The sequence below is a fragment of the Chroococcus sp. FPU101 genome (assembly GCF_017312365.1).
Taxonomy (GTDB): domain Bacteria; phylum Cyanobacteriota; class Cyanobacteriia; order Cyanobacteriales; family Microcystaceae; genus Chroococcus.
On record NZ_BLJI01000019.1, the window covers coordinates 56,376 to 70,874 of the forward strand.

The 14,499-nt window shown below is 39.9% G+C and carries 13 protein-coding genes and 1 pseudogene; 7 read left to right on the forward strand and 7 right to left on the reverse strand.

Annotation, left to right across the window (positions count from 1 at the left end; genetic code table 11):
* Positions 1-40: 40 nt before the first annotated feature.
* Positions 41-1,582 (reverse strand): ferredoxin--nitrite reductase, encoded by a 1,542-nt coding sequence (locus CFPU101_RS16055; RefSeq protein WP_206816347.1) that lies wholly within the window; start codon positions 1,580-1,582, stop codon positions 41-43.
* A gap of 302 nt (positions 1,583-1,884) precedes the next feature.
* A complete protein-coding gene (gene dapF / locus CFPU101_RS16060) occupies positions 1,885-2,727 on the reverse strand; it encodes a diaminopimelate epimerase (RefSeq protein ID WP_206816373.1) in 843 nt (280 codons plus the stop codon).
* A gap of 100 nt (positions 2,728-2,827) precedes the next feature.
* Between dapF and CFPU101_RS16065 the strand changes: the two genes are divergently transcribed.
* From CFPU101_RS16065 to CFPU101_RS16085, 5 genes are all read left to right on the forward strand, one after another.
* Positions 2,828-3,040: an RNA-binding protein hfq gene (locus CFPU101_RS16065; protein ID WP_206816348.1), complete on the forward strand. Its 213-nt coding sequence runs from the start codon at positions 2,828-2,830 to the stop codon at positions 3,038-3,040.
* 78 nt (positions 3,041-3,118) lie between these two features.
* Positions 3,119-3,664 (forward strand): late competence development ComFB family protein, encoded by a 546-nt coding sequence (locus CFPU101_RS16070; RefSeq protein ID WP_206816349.1) that lies wholly within the window; start codon positions 3,119-3,121, stop codon positions 3,662-3,664.
* An 85-nt stretch (positions 3,665-3,749) separates the two neighbouring features.
* Entirely contained in the window at positions 3,750-4,409 is a 660-nt protein-coding gene (locus tag CFPU101_RS16075) for a sigma-70 family RNA polymerase sigma factor (RefSeq protein WP_206816350.1), read from the forward strand.
* A 102-nt stretch (positions 4,410-4,511) separates the two neighbouring features.
* A complete protein-coding gene (locus CFPU101_RS16080) occupies positions 4,512-5,066 on the forward strand; it encodes an anti-sigma factor (protein ID WP_206816351.1) in 555 nt (184 codons plus the stop codon).
* A gap of 68 nt (positions 5,067-5,134) precedes the next feature.
* Positions 5,135-5,719 carry an Npun_F5749 family FMN-dependent PPOX-type flavoprotein gene (locus CFPU101_RS16085; RefSeq protein WP_206816352.1) on the forward strand — a complete coding sequence of 195 codons (585 nt, stop codon included), beginning with the start codon at positions 5,135-5,137 and terminating at the stop codon, positions 5,717-5,719.
* Here the strand turns inward: CFPU101_RS16085 and cysE are convergent.
* On the reverse strand, positions 5,716-6,453 hold the full coding sequence (gene cysE, locus CFPU101_RS16090; protein ID WP_374191964.1) for a serine O-acetyltransferase: 738 nt from the start codon (positions 6,451-6,453) through the stop codon (positions 5,716-5,718). The genes CFPU101_RS16085 and cysE overlap by 4 nt on opposite strands.
* A 312-nt stretch (positions 6,454-6,765) precedes the next feature.
* Here cysE and CFPU101_RS16095 point away from each other — a divergent pair, with 312 nt between their 5' ends.
* On the forward strand, positions 6,766-7,062 hold the full coding sequence (locus tag CFPU101_RS16095; RefSeq protein WP_206816353.1) for a hypothetical protein: 297 nt from the start codon (positions 6,766-6,768) through the stop codon (positions 7,060-7,062).
* A 134-nt stretch (positions 7,063-7,196) separates the two neighbouring features.
* Here CFPU101_RS16095 and cruF read toward each other — a convergent pair whose 3' ends face one another.
* The 4 genes and pseudogenes from cruF to CFPU101_RS16115 form a co-directional block, all read right to left on the reverse strand.
* Complete coding sequence (gene cruF / locus CFPU101_RS16100) at positions 7,197-8,093, reverse strand: gamma-carotene 1'-hydroxylase CruF (RefSeq protein WP_206816354.1); 897 nt, start codon at positions 8,091-8,093, stop codon at positions 7,197-7,199.
* A 120-nt stretch (positions 8,094-8,213) separates the two neighbouring features.
* Positions 8,214-9,202, reverse strand: a pseudogene (gene ccsB / locus CFPU101_RS16105) (c-type cytochrome biogenesis protein CcsB).
* A 211-nt stretch (positions 9,203-9,413) separates the two neighbouring features.
* Entirely contained in the window at positions 9,414-10,427 is a 1,014-nt protein-coding gene (gene hpnH / locus CFPU101_RS16110) for an adenosyl-hopene transferase HpnH (RefSeq protein ID WP_206816355.1), read from the reverse strand.
* Positions 10,428-10,605: 178 nt separating this feature from the next.
* Positions 10,606-12,492: an ATP-binding protein gene (locus CFPU101_RS16115; RefSeq protein ID WP_206816356.1), complete on the reverse strand. Its 1,887-nt coding sequence runs from the start codon at positions 12,490-12,492 to the stop codon at positions 10,606-10,608.
* Between the two features lie 438 nt (positions 12,493-12,930).
* Here CFPU101_RS16115 and CFPU101_RS16120 point away from each other — a divergent pair, with 438 nt between their 5' ends.
* Positions 12,931-14,496 (forward strand): diguanylate cyclase domain-containing protein, encoded by a 1,566-nt coding sequence (locus tag CFPU101_RS16120; RefSeq protein ID WP_206816357.1) that lies wholly within the window; start codon positions 12,931-12,933, stop codon positions 14,494-14,496.
* Positions 14,497-14,499: the final 3 nt, after the last annotated feature.

Below are 14,499 nucleotides of genomic sequence, written 5' to 3' on the forward strand. Positions count from 1 at the left end.
TAAAACTCACCCCCATTTACTAAATATTTTAGTTAAATCATTACGATTTCAGTTTTGCGCCAAACTGTTCGACTAGAATCTGTTTTAAGAATGGAATCAGATCATCACAAGCAATGCCTTTTTGCACACAAGTTCCTAAATGAGCATCTTTACCGACTTTTCCGCCCATATATAGATCCACACCTTCAACGGTTTTACCATCTTTGCGAACTTTTGTCCCCATTAGTCCAATATCTGCCACTTGGGGCTGTCCACAGGAATTAGGGCAACCTGTCCAATGAATGCGAACATTTTGCGTCATTTCTAATTCTTGATCTAAATCTCGAATTAGATTTAAAGCTCGATTTTTGGTTTCAATGAGTGCAAAGTTACAGAATTGCGCCCCAGTACAAGACACTAACGCCCGTGCTAAAGGTTCGGGATGAGTAGTAAATTTTTCGAGAAGCGGTTCACTCAGGAATGCTTCTAAATTCTCATCTGGAATATTGGGAATAATGACATTTTGCTCGACAGTCAGACGAATTTCGCCAGTTCCGTAAACTTCGGCGATACGGGCTAGATCAAACATATCTTGAGCATACAACCGACCGATGGGAATATGAAGCCCTACCAAGTTTAAACTCGCTTGCTTTTGTTTAGAGACACCAATATGATCGCGTTTTTCCCAGTCAATTTCGTCTTTAGGAGCAGCCGTAGCTAAAGGACGACCATAATGAGTTTCAACCGCATCACGAAACTTTTCTAGACCCCATTCATCAATTAACCACATGAGACGAGATTTTTGACGATTGGAACGTAAACCATGATCTCGATAAACTTCTAAAATTGCCCGACTCAGATCCACTACATCATCATTAGCACTAACCCAAGCATTAAGCGGAATGGCAGCCTCACAGCGTTTAGCGGAGAAAAAGCCACCGACTAAGACATTAAAACCGAGTTCACCGTCTTTATAGGCTGGAACATAGGCAATATCATTGATTTCGGCATGAACTGAGTTATCGCGTCCCCCTTCGATCGCAATATTAAATTTACGCGGTAAGTTCGTAAATTCAAGATTTCCTTCACCCGAATTTGTGATCATATCTTGGGTTTTTTGCACCAAGTAGCGGGTATCAATCAATTCATCGCCATCGAGTCCCGCAACTGGGGAACCAGTAATATTGCGTACATTATCCATTCCCGACTGTACAGAAGTTAACCCAACTGCCCTGAGACGACGGAAAATATCGGGAACATCTTCGATGCGTACTCCGCGTAATTGTAAGTTTTGTCGGGTGGTGATATCCGCGTTGCCATCATCTCCATAACGTTGAACCACTTCGCCCAGTGTCTGCATTTGTTCACTGGTTAGGATGCCATTGGGAAGACGAAGGCGCATCATAAATTTCCCTGGTGTCACGGGACGATAGAAAATGCCAACCCACTTTAAACGATGTTCTAAGTCGGTTTTGTCCATCGCTTCCCAGCCGATATTCGCAAAATAGTCTAATTCTTCTCTAACGGCGAGTCCATCTTTTTCCGATTTGAATTTCTCAAACTTATTTTGAGTTGTGTCTTCTTTTTGGGGTGCTTGTACCACTTTGGTGTGTCCTCCATTAATCCTGGGTAGTCTTGGTTGAGTTAATGAAATTGCAATTTTTATAAGAAATTCGTTCTAGAAACAAACTTTACTCAATTACATAGTTCGATACATATACTTCATATAACTATTTAATTTGTTTTATAACGATAAATTTTGTGCTTTTGGTAACGAAAAGGCTCGAATCATCGATTAATAGAATAGGTCGTTTGCGGTTTACGCATAATTTAGAAGAGTGAGCCGAGAGTTAGCCATTGGTCATAAATGGCTAGACCAATGACTAGCAAACCATTTACGTTCGTTTACCGATAGCTGCCCGTAAAAACTTTTTTAGCAGGCCCTGTCATATAGACTCTGTGATCTGTATCAGACCAATGAATTTTTAGACATCCTCCAGGTAATTCTACAGTACAGTTTCGATCGCTTTTGTGCGTTATTACACCAGCGACAACAGAAGCACAGGCACCAGTACCACACGCTAAGGTTGCACCCGCCCCTCTTTCCCAAACTCTCATCTTTAGATAGTCGGGGCGAATGACTTCAATAAATTCTGTATTGGTGCGTTGGGGAAAAACGGTATGATGCTCGAATTTAGGGCCAAGAGTGGCTAAAGGAATGGCAGAAGCATCATCGACAAAGGTGATACAGTGAGGATTACCCATACTGACACAGGTGACTAACCAAGTGGTTTGATCAATTTCTAAAGGTTCATTGATCACTTTGCTGACTGCATCTACTAACGTCGTTGGAATTTCGTGGGCAAGGAGTTGAGGATATCCCATATCTACTGTGACTTGTTCATCGGCTTCGATACAAGGGGATATAATGCCTGCTAGGGTGTTAATGCGATAGGTTTTGCCAATTGTTGCATTACCTTCTAGATCACAGAGAAACTGGGCTAAACAGCGAATCCCATTACCGCACATTTCAGGTTCTGAGCCATCAGAGTTATAAATTCTCATCGTGTAATCGCTTTCATCTTGTCCAGGTAAAGCGAAGATCACCCCATCGGCACCAATGCCAAAATTACGATCGCACATTTGTACCGCTATCTCAGGCGAAATAATCGGTTCTGAAGATTGGCGATTATCAATCAAAATAAAATCGTTACCGAGTCCTTGATATTTAGTAAACTGAATTGTCATTGTTAGTATTACTGGCTGTAGTAAATAATTATGATTCGGTGATGACCAATTGAATAAAGTCATTGATAATTGATCATGAAACCTAATCTAAAATTTTACTATGTTTGAATTTGACACTGGACTGACGAGTATTCGCCGACTTCAAGAATATGTCAAAGATAAAAAAGAAGTTGAAATCAAGTTAAGTACAGATGATCTAATGGTCGGTCGTCTGATTTGGCAAGATCAAAATTGTGTCTGTCTAGTCGATCAATATGAAAATACAACTTTAATCTGGCAACAAGCGATCGTTTATCTAAAACCGAAAGCTTAAAAATGATTTTACTTCAATTGCTTGGGCAATCCTTCAAATAGCTTCGCAGCAGAAAATAAGTGAGTATTAGATCAAGCTATGAGTATACAAAACATTGTTGAGCAAGCTGTCAAAGAAGGCTATCTTACTCCAGTCATGGAATCGGAAATTGGACGGATCTGCGATAGTGTAGCTGAACTTTCTTTAGAAGAGTATAAGGCATTAGATCGTTTGATGAGTGCATTGTTAACGGGAGAAGTTGTCGCAATGCCCCGCAAACAGTTTATTAATGTTATGGAAGAATTAGTTCTCAGTGAAGCCACTACACAGGTAACAGAACTTGAAAACACGAGTAATATTGTGCTTGACGTTGGAGATATTGCCGCTTACGCCCTCAATCGATTACCCCCACTTTATGCTACAACAGAAGAAGGGGCAAACTATCAACGACAACGCGCTCTTGAAGAACTTAAGGAACTGATTGCTCAACAAGTAGAAGAAGCGATCGCTCGTTTCTCAACTCGTCCCCTCATTAATCCCGAACGGAATTTGATTCAAAAATCTAAAAAAGATATATTTCATCAAATGAACAATCTTCTTAAAAGCTATGCACCTGACTATGAGCCGAACCTAGCCAATCAATAAATTATTTTTGATTTTTTGGGAACCCTTCTATAATGGATTGCATCTTTATCTGTCGTGAGGAGTAATATAATCCTTGGGTAAGCTCATGAGTCAATCACTTTCTGCATCATGGTCAACCGTTGAGATCAAACTATCTCAAACTTCTGTGTCTCCTGACAAACTCTCGAACTATGATCTAATTTTACGCTGTCAAGATGGATTAGTGCCTAATCGTTCGGCGTTTGAAGAACTATTACGACGCTATCAATCGCACGTTGATAAACTTTTGTATCATTTAGCTCCCGATTGGCAAGATCGCGCCGATTTAGCCCAAGAAGTCTGGATTCGGGTTTATCGCAACATTCAAAGATTAAATGAACCTTTAAAATTTCGTGGTTGGCTAAGTCGCATTGCAACTAATTTGTTTTATGACGAACTCCGCAAACGGAAGCGGGTGAATCATCCAATGTCGCTAGATGCCCCGCGTCGTGTTGAAGATGGGGAAATAGACTGGGATATTATTTCAGAATATCCAAACCCCGACGAACATTTAACGACTCGTGAATTTTATGAACAACTACACGTAGCGATCGCCGAGCTTCCCGAAGCATTTCGTACCACAATTGTCTTACGAGAAATTGATGGCATGGCATACGAAGAAATAGCGGAAATTACGGGTGTTTCTTTAGGAACTGTTAAATCTCGGATCGCTAGAGCTAGAGCTAAGTTACAATCTGTATTACAGATGTATCTAGAAGAAAGCTAAAACCCTTGTCAACAGTGTGAGGAGTATCACGGGAAAATTAGCTCTACTCGTTCATCATTAGTAGCAGAGTGTGTTTAATTCACTCCCAAGCGTGAGGTTAACATGAAAGAATTTGAATCGCTCAAGCATCAGTCCTTACCTAACCCAAATCAGAGCGAAGATCCACCAGAAACATTAGCAGATACTTCTCTTCTAGATTCTTTTGATGCAGTATCTATGGAGCGTTTCGAGTTATTGAGTGCTTATCTAGATGGGGAAGTCACAGCCGTTGAACGTCGTCAAGTACAGCAGTGGCTAGACACCGATCCATCCTTTCAAAAATTGTATCGTAAACTAACAAAATTGCAGCAGTCGGCTCAATATGCTCCGACTCCTATCGATGCTCACAAGAATGAACAATTATCAGCACAAGTTTTTCAAAAGCTAGATCGCAGAAGAAATCAACGCTTATTAGCATTAAGTAGCGCATTAGGAGCAGCGATCGCAATGGCTTGTGTTTTTTATCTTTTCCCAGGACGATCATCATTCAATCATCAAATCGCTCATAATCAGTTATCAGTAAGTGAAGTAGATGATGAAGAGCTAATGATTGCCTTAAATCATCCTCCATTTGATTTTGGTGTCTCAGATGGAGACATTCAGCATAACCAACCTTAATTTTTTTTGAGCATCATTGAACGTTTCCTTTCTGTCATTCAGAGAGGAAATATTTTTAGGATCAATTTATGGAAGCCGAAAAATTAGCTCTTTGGCGAGCGCCATTAGCTCGTGCCTTACATCTTAATCGTAGTCTACCTCAATCCCGCTATTTCCAATTAGCCACCATTCGCCAAAATGGATATCCTGCTAATAGAACCGTCGTTTATCGAGGTTTTAGAGACCAAACCAATCAAATCCAGATGATTAGCGATCTTCGTAGCGAAAAGATTCAACAAATTAACAATTCGCCTTTGGCTGAAATTTGCTGGTATTTTAGTCAAACTAGAGAACAGTTTCGCTTTACTGGCACATTAACCCTTATTTCTGCCGATTCTAACTTACAATCGATTCGCCTTCAGATATGGCAACAACTTTCTAATGCGGCGCGATTACAGTTTGCTTGGCCAGAACCGAAACAACCTAGAATAGAAGCAAAGGAGGCTTTTTTACCTCCTACTCCTTCAGTCAATGAACCTTTACCTAATTTTGGCTTGTTGCTTTTTGATTCGATTGAGGTCGATCATTTAGAATTACGGGGTGAACCGCAAAATCGATCTCATTATCAACTTGATCAACAGCACGAATGGAGCGTCAAGTCAATTAATCCTTAAATTGAACCGTCTAAAAACTCCCGTAAATCCCTCTCATTAATAGAACAGCAACTCGCGGTGGCTAATTCTTTATGGGATACAGTTTTAACGGATTTTTCTTGATTTTGTTTAAGTTCTTCGAGTTCTTTTTCTAAAGCCTCGATCCGATCCATTAAAGCACGAATGGCAGCCGCTTCAGAGTCGGGGAGATTACCATGTTCTAAAGGATTAATCCGTACACCCGAACGATAGACTAAACGCCCTGGAACACCTACAACCGTACAGTCTGAGGGAACATCTTTAAGAACTACTGAACCTGCGCCGATACGGACATTATTACCAAGAATAATATTACCTAAAACTTTAGCACCAGCACCGACAACGACATTCTCGCCAAGGGTGGGGTGACGTTTACCGCTTTCTTTACCCGTTCCCCCTAAAGTAACGCCTTGATAAATGAGGGCATAATCTCCGACGATCGCAGTTTCGCCAATCACGACACCCATGCCATGATCGATAAAAACTCCTTTACCAATTTTTGCCCCTGGGTGAATTTCAATTCCAGTCAAGAAACGAGCCAGATGAGAAATGAGGCGAGGAATCAAAGGAAGACCCAGAGTATATAACCCGTGTGCCAGCCGATATAGCCACAAAGCGTGTAACCCCGGATAACATAAGAGAACTTCTAGCCCATTGCGTGCAGCAGGATCTCGCTCAAAGACAATGCGATAATCAGCAATAATGGATGATAACACGAGTCGTTTCCCTATTCGCTTAGACCACACTGATCATCTTATCGTTTTCTGGTACGCTCGTAACCCTACTTAGAAGAGGAAAGAACCGAACAGATGTAGGTTTTGCATTCTTCTTATTTGGGAAAAGTAACACTCAGACTTAGGTTTAAGAAAATCAAAGAAAAATTTTTTGTTTTTTTCATCGTTTGTCGATCTTTCATTGATTAATTTCAATATATATGCTTTGGCCGTTCCCTTCTTCTTAAATAATCGTTACAACTAGAGATAGGTTACAAAACGATAAACTTGCTCTTTGTAGGAACACTATCAACTATGGCCGCAGACGATCGTAAAAAAAAGATCTGGGAGCATCTTAATCAAAGTGTTGGAGGTATTAAGTATACATCCTCGACCACTAAAAAAAATTCCCCCAGTTCTGGCATTACTCCATCACTTGAACCCGAAAAACCCTTCGTTGCCCCACCACCCGTACCCAAGGTGGAAAACCGCAAAAGACGAGTTATGGATCACCTAAATCTCAGTAGTGATGATTTTAAAAATGTCACCAATGATGGGGAAAAACAAAATAAACAAAAAATCCAAGAACATCTCAAGAAAAGTCTAGGATAAATTAAAGGGTAGGGATGCTATGAAAGAGTGTCTCTACTAAGCAGATTGACTTTTTGTAGTTTGACCTCACCCCCAGAGTATTTAAGGAGATGAGGTCATTTATTGCTGATTAAACCAAGAAATTAAAACTGAGGTTATTTAGTTCCGACTGGAACGCTTACCGTCGCTAGCGCAGGAACTTGGGCAGGAGTTTCAGGTTCAGACGCAAGTTTATAGAGAACTAACACTGGAAGAACACCTGTCAGCAGTCCCAAAAAGATCGGTATATAAATTTGAGCCGCTAAACTCATTACCATCGCAAAGGCAAAATTTCCTAAATACATCACTAGGGGTAATCCTAACGATTGATTAGGGAATGGAATGGGTTTAATTTGCCATATTAAGGTAGCTACCGTCATAAACACGCATCCTGTACCAAACCAACCCGCAAAATTTTGATAGGGCATACCGAAAAAAGCTCCCGGTTGTTCCCAAACCCAAAACGGTAAGGTAGTTTGACTCATTGCTGGATCTAGGACAAAATCCCAAGAAGTTAGCAAAACTGCACCAATGGCGATCGCGCTAATTTTTTTGACCCATTCTGGAACTGACCAATTAGCAAAAGCTGCCCGCGCAATGAGATAGGCACTAAATCCCAAATAATACCAAGATAAAGGAATTGTAAACGGGACTAGACCAGCAATTTTATAGCCTAGACCATCGAGGTAGCGATAATGGCCAAAGGGAAACCCCGTACTTGTCCCTAGTAATTCACTACCTAGAGATAGTCCGACAGCAGGAATCATAAATCCTAGCGTGTGCCATACACTTAAAGTACGAAACGAATAAAGGGCAACGGCTGCCATTCCTAATACCATGTAGACAACACCACCGCCAACCATTGACCATCTAAAGGCAGTTTGACCAATTTCAGGCAGACTGGTGACAAAGTCAGGGTTTGGTAATACCAGCAGCAAACCTGCTAAACCAAACGCCATCGAAAGAATGTGACCAAACAGTAAGGCTTTTTCTACGGTGAGTAGTTTTTTCATTAATCTGTTGCTGATTCATTAAGAGCTAATTAGTTTATAGTTTACAAACCTTTATCAAAAAATGTTACGAGAAAACCTCGTCTTTCTTTTTTGAATCACCGTACTGCCTAAATTCGCTAATTAAAAAAACCAGCCATAAGAATGTAGACCTTTACCCAATAAATTCACACCGAGGTAACACACCCAAACGACGACAAAACCACTAGCGGCGAGTATTGCAGGTTTGCGCCCTTGCCATCCTCTAGTGATGCGAGAATGAAGATAAGCAGCGAAAACAAGCCAAGTAATAAACGCCCAAGTTTCTTTAGGGTCCCAACTCCAATAAGATCCCCACGCTTCATTAGCCCATACTGCACCCGCAATAATACCAATCGTGAGTAGCGGAAAGCCTAAACCAATAATGCGATAACTAATATTATCTAGGGTATCAGCAATACTTAAACGTTGTGGCGAAAGTGTATTAATTGCAGTGGTTGGACTAACAGCAGTCATCACCGCAGTATTGCCAGACCCGACATTAGTATTTAAAGTAGCATCATTTGTTGTAGAAAGAGACTTTTTCAGACGATAGCCACCTGTTCCCACTGAACTACCACGTAACTCAATTTCTTGACCTCTAGTAACTACTAAAAATGCGATCGCCAGTAATGATCCTACCATCAAAGCCGCATAACTAATCATCATGACGCTGACGTGCATCATCAACCAGTTTGATTTTAAAGCAGGAACTAGGGGGGCAGACGCTTGCATATCTTGGGGTAAAGACAAAGCAGCAAAAGCAGTAATAGCCATTGCGACTGGTGTAGTAACAACACCCACTAAACGACTGCGACTCATCCATTCTGCGAGTAAATGAGCCACCGTGACACCCCATGCTAGGAAGAAAAGAGACTCATAAAGATTACTGATGGGAAAATAACCCGCTTCTAACCAACGTGCGCCGAGTAATGGGCAATGCAGAGACTAGCAAGACTGACACCTGTGGTTCCGAGGGTTTGTAGATAAGCTATTCCAGGAAATGCAGCCCCTCCCCAATAAATCAACATGGTGAGAAACAGGATCAAAAATGAGGCGTTATCGAGGTAATTTTCTAATGTAATTAAATTCATAGGACTAAAGTGACATTCAGTTGCATGAGCTTCTGTTCAATGAGAGCGCAAGGCTATTTATATTATCCTATCTGTTTTTTTGACTCGTTTTTAGGTTGAGAGTGCGATCGTCCTTTTCGTAAAACTCTAAATTCTAAATGTCCGCCTTTAGTCAATTCGTTTTTAAAAGTTTGATTCCCTCTAACGTTTTACTTTTTAGAGGGAAGAAATTCTAAGCAAATAAACTACTAACAGCACGTCCCATATTTTCGAGTTTTAATGCTTCAACTGCTGCCGTAGGTTCATAGCCGCAATGTACCATACAATCAGCGCATTGAGGGTTACCACTTTGACGGCCGTAGTTTTCCCAGTTCGTTGCTTCCATCAATTCTTTAAAGGTTTTATAATGTCCTTCATTAAGTAGATAACAAGGTTTTTGCCAACCTAAAACACTGTAACTTGGACTGCCCCAGGGAGTGCATTCATAATCTTTATCTCCCATTAAGAAATCTAAAAAGAGAGGATTATGATTAAAATTCCAGCGTTTTTTGCCAGATTTCCAAGGTTCTAGGATTTGACGGAATAATGCTTTAGTTTGCTCACGTTTTAGGAAATGATTTTGATCGGGGGCCCATTCATAACTATAGCCAGGGGAAATCATCATGCCATCTACACCCAGAGTAGCTAAGAAATCAAAAAATTCTTGCATTTCTTGATAGTTACTGCCCTCAAAAATTGTTGTATTAGTTGTGACTCGAAAACCTTTGGCTAAGGCTGCTTTAATCGCGGCAACTGCTTTATCAAATACACCTTGACGATCTACACATTGATCATGATGTTCTCGCAAACCGTCTAAATGTACACTAAATGTTAAATAAGGTGACGGCTCAAATTTATCTAAACTTTTCTCTAATAAAATAGCATTAGTACATAGGTAAATAAACTTTTTCCGTTGTACCAATCCTTTAACAATTTCATCGATTTGTGGATGGAGTAAGGGTTCACCGCCTGGAATCGAAACGACTGGCACCCCACATTCTTCGACTGCTGCAAAACATTCTTCGGGGGTTAAATTACGGACTAATATTTCGGGTGGATGCTGAATTTTTCCACAGCCAGAACAAGCTAGATTACAGCGAAATAGTGGCTCTAGCATTAATACTAAAGGAAATCGTTTACGCCCTGTTAGTCTTTGTTTAATAATATATGAGCCGACGACTAGAGCTTGTTTTAATTGAACAGCCATAAATATTCTCACACCATGTATATTCTAAATATTATAAACGGCTTGACCAAAAACAGGTTTCAGAAACAATTAGCAGGTTTTTTTGGTCTTTTGTTTATTTATTGAGGGGGAACGTTAGAGGAATTTATTTATTTATTGGAGGGGTGCCGAAGGCGGGGTGAGGTCATTGTTTATACCTTCACTGACTATGCTTTAGCCAAGTAAAATAAAAAGTAGTGCCTTTTCCGAGTTCAGATTCTAGCCAGATTTCACCGCCTTCTGCTTCTGTAATTTTTTTGACGATCGATAATCCGATTCCCGTATTTTCATTATTATTACTGGCTTTGAGGGTTTGAAAAATATCAAAAACTCGTTGATAGTGTTCGGGTGCGATCCCAGGCCCATCATCTGCAATACTAAACACACAATATTCGGGTTGCTCCATACTAGAAATATGAATATGTCCGTCAACGCGATCGTGATGTTTAATTGCATTACTAATCAGATTAGAAAATACTTGTGACAACAGCAACCGTTTAGCAAAAATCCTTGGTAAATTGTTCGCCACAATAATATTAAAAGTAGCAGGAGGAGCTAAAGAATCAAGGATCTCGTCTACTAACTCAGCGACATCTATCATCTGACTTTCCGTTTCATTACGACCTGCACGAGAATAGACTAATAGACCATCGATCAGATCTTCCATGCGCTGTACCCGTTGCTGTAGCAGTGTAATCTGATGTAAGCTGTTGTCGCTCAATTCTTGGCTGAGATCTTCAGCAAGCCATGTCGAGAGATTGCTAATCGCCCGCAAAGGTGCTTTAAGATCATGGGAGACAATATAGACAAAACGATCTAATTCTTGGTTGCGTTCAATGAGGAGTTGACTGGTTTGGGTTAGAGATACGTTTAATTGTTGTAGGTCTTCAGCTTGTTGAGTGAGAAGTTGTTCGGCTCTTTTACGATCGCTAATATCAAACAGAGTCACAATCACGCGCTCAGATAGATCATTCACCGAGGGAAATTTTATCGTAAATAGGACATTCATCGGCTTACCAGTCAAAGTTTGTACAACTGTTTCCCCAGAAAAAAGCGTACAGCCAGCAGCAATAGCCACCAGTTCATCGATAAAGATTTCAACGGTTTCAGGTAAACAAATTTGTGGCAGTGATACCAAGAGTTGCTCTTTACTTTCGGCTTCAAACATCTGTACTGTCGTGGAATTCACATCCAGTACCTGTATCAGGTTAATGGCTTCTTGGATAAATTCTGGATGTTCGGTTAAATATTGGCGAAGGTCTTCTACGCCTTGAGCTTGAAGGGTTTGGAGTGCGGCTTTCACTTGAGTAAAATTTTCTTCCCAAATTGAAACGCCCACCTCTTCAAAAATGTAGCGAAAACGAGATTCACTCTCTCGCAAGGCTATTTCTAATTGTTGCTGGATCTTAAGCTCTTGGAACAAGATACGGTTAGCCGTCTCTGTGATGTGCATTTTCCTCAGAGCGATTTCGGTTTGTTTGCGCTCAGTAATATCACGAATCAGCCAAAGCCAATTGCTAGTATTATTTTCCTCAGAGCGAAAACTAGATACAGTGATAGCCGCTACAAAAATATCACCATGACGGGGTTTTAAACGGATTTCCCATTCAGCAACTTTTAACCCTTCAACTACCTTATTGAGTTTAGCGCGAAAAAACGCTCGATCTGCGGGGGGAACGAAAATCGATAAGGGTTTACCAGCTAGAAACTGCTGGGAAACCTTAAATAATTCACTAGCTGCGCGATTCGCCTGTTGAATATTTCCCGCTTTATCGGTCACTAGATAGCCATCGGGGGCTAATTCAAACAAATCTTGATAACGTTGACTTTGGATTTCAATTTTAGTACGAACTTGTTCTATTTCTTGATTTTGTTGTAGTAGTTCTTCTTGAGCAACATTTAACTCCTCCATAGCAACGGTGAGTTCTTCAAGAGATTCTGCAACTATTTCGGGGGGGAATTCTGATAGCGACTTGATTTCTTGAGCAAAATCAATAATTTTAGCGTGATTCTTTTGAAATTTTTGAAATATTGAATTTGATTTCATATTTTTAACTAAAATTGACGATTATTGTGGATTATTATTGATAATCTTGCAAATAATCTGAAAGAAGTTATAGTTTAACTAAATTATTATTGATTTACTGATATTTTTAATATACTTTTGGATAGAAATCGTTGATATAGATCTCTATCTATTGAAATTCTCAAGCTTATTTCTGTTGTCTTCTGTCTTATATGTTGATTGTAGATAGACAATAAGGCTACAACATTATCAAAAAACAGCAATATTAAGATTTAGCTAGCAATCAGCCATCAATTTGATTCATTTACCATAAAAACTTGAAAAATGGATAAATATCGCTTTATAGCTTGAACTATATTATTGATTTAATCAAAAAATTTAGAAACATGGCTGATCTGCTTGTAGTTCTTAGTATATCAATTCACAGCTTTAAGATCTAACTTTAAAAACACGGTAAAAATGGACATAAATCTGATTAAACACGATTTTGAAAGAAAATATATTTTACTCACTAATTTTTATCAATATGTGATGTCTCTATCTGAATTACCCCCCGAAATGGTTGCAGAGTCTCTTGAAGAACTGATTGTTGCTGTAGAAGAGTTAAATATTGCTCAAGAAGAACTACTACAACAAAATCAAGAAATACAATACACTCGTACTCAAGTCGAAATCGAACGTCAACGTTATCAGGATTTGTTTGAATTAGCTCCCGATGGCTATCTCGTCACCGATGAATTTGGACGAATTCAACAGGCAAACCGCGCTGCTGCTGAGTTATTCAAAATTCCTCAAGCTTTTTTAGTTGGTAAACCCCTAACACTTTTTGTTCCTTCTGGGGATCAAGCGTTTTTTTTCGCTAAACTCAATCAGTTAGTGAGAGGTGAAAAAACGTCTGAATGGGAAATATGTCTAAAAACTCGATACAGTAATCTAATAGAGGTAGCGATTACTGTATCTGGTTTTCAAGCTCAAGAGAATTGTACTAAAAGTTGGCTTTGGTTAATTCGAGATATTAGTGAGCGCAAACGCATTGAGGCGGCTAACTTGCTACTGAAACAAAAGCTTTGGGAACGAAAAAAAACAGCAGAAATCCTGCGCCAGAGTGAGGCTGATTTTCGGAGTATGTTTGAACATTCACCTGTCGCCTATCAGTCCTTAGATGAGCAAGGGCTAATCCTTGATGTTAACGCTGAACTGTGTAATTTATTAGGCTATACCAGTGATGAACTGATAGGGAAAAGTTTTGGCGAGTTTTGGTCACCCGAAATCAAGCCGTATTTTTCAGAAAAACTTGCCAATTGCAAAAACGCTGAGATAATGCGCTTAGAACTGGAACTCATGACTAAAAACGGTGAATTAATTATCGTTTTCCTAGAAAGTCGCAGTCAATGGGATGAAAACGGCCGATTTATCAGGACGCTTTGTATTTTACACAATATTACAGAGCGTAAACGCACAGAAGACGCTTTACGTCAAGCTCAATTTGAGTTAAGACGAATTAATCGAGATCTAAAACACCTCGTCAATATCGATTCTTTGACCGAAATTGCTAACCGTCGCTGTTTCGATCAGGTTTTTATCAAAGAATGGCAGCGTCTACAAAGAGAACAGCAACCCTTATCGCTGATTTTGTTTGATGTGGATTATTTTAAACTCTATAACGATTTCTACGGGCATCAAAAAGGGGATGAATGTTTAAGTACAATTGCTCAAACGGTGCAAAAAGCGGTTTATCGTCCCGCAGATTTGGTAGCGCGTTATGGGGGTGAAGAATTTGCCGTGATTTTACCCAATATTAACCGAGAAGGTGCGATCGAGGTCGCGAATCGAATTCACGATCTGATTCTTTCTCTAAAAATTCCCCATCAAGCATCTCCTGTTAGTGATTGGGTGACGGTTAGTTTTGGGATCGCCTGTGTAGTTCCACAAGAGCGATCGCCAGATCTCTTAATTCAACAAGCAGATATGGCTTTATATCAGGCTAAACAACAAGGGCGTAATCAATATGTAATCGCAGTGTAGTAT

Coding starts and splice junctions, on each gene's coding strand:
- CFPU101_RS16065 (WP_206816348.1), top strand. CDS start 2,828: ATGTTTGAATTTGACACTGGACTGACGAGTATTCGCCGACTTCAAGAA.
- CFPU101_RS16115 (WP_206816356.1), bottom strand. CDS start 12,492: ATGAAATCAAATTCAATATTTCAAAAATTTCAAAAGAATCACGCTAAA.
- CFPU101_RS16085 (WP_206816352.1), top strand. CDS start 5,135: ATGGAAGCCGAAAAATTAGCTCTTTGGCGAGCGCCATTAGCTCGTGCC.
- CFPU101_RS16080 (WP_206816351.1), top strand. CDS start 4,512: ATGAAAGAATTTGAATCGCTCAAGCATCAGTCCTTACCTAACCCAAAT.
- cruF (WP_206816354.1), bottom strand. CDS start 8,093: ATGAAAAAACTACTCACCGTAGAAAAAGCCTTACTGTTTGGTCACATT.
- CFPU101_RS16070 (WP_206816349.1), top strand. CDS start 3,119: ATGAGTATACAAAACATTGTTGAGCAAGCTGTCAAAGAAGGCTATCTT.
- CFPU101_RS16120 (WP_206816357.1), top strand. CDS start 12,931: ATGGACATAAATCTGATTAAACACGATTTTGAAAGAAAATATATTTTA.
- CFPU101_RS16075 (WP_206816350.1), top strand. CDS start 3,750: ATGAGTCAATCACTTTCTGCATCATGGTCAACCGTTGAGATCAAACTA.
- hpnH (WP_206816355.1), bottom strand. CDS start 10,427: ATGGCTGTTCAATTAAAACAAGCTCTAGTCGTCGGCTCATATATTATT.
- CFPU101_RS16095 (WP_206816353.1), top strand. CDS start 6,766: ATGGCCGCAGACGATCGTAAAAAAAAGATCTGGGAGCATCTTAATCAA.
- dapF (WP_206816373.1), bottom strand. CDS start 2,727: ATGACAATTCAGTTTACTAAATATCAAGGACTCGGTAACGATTTTATT.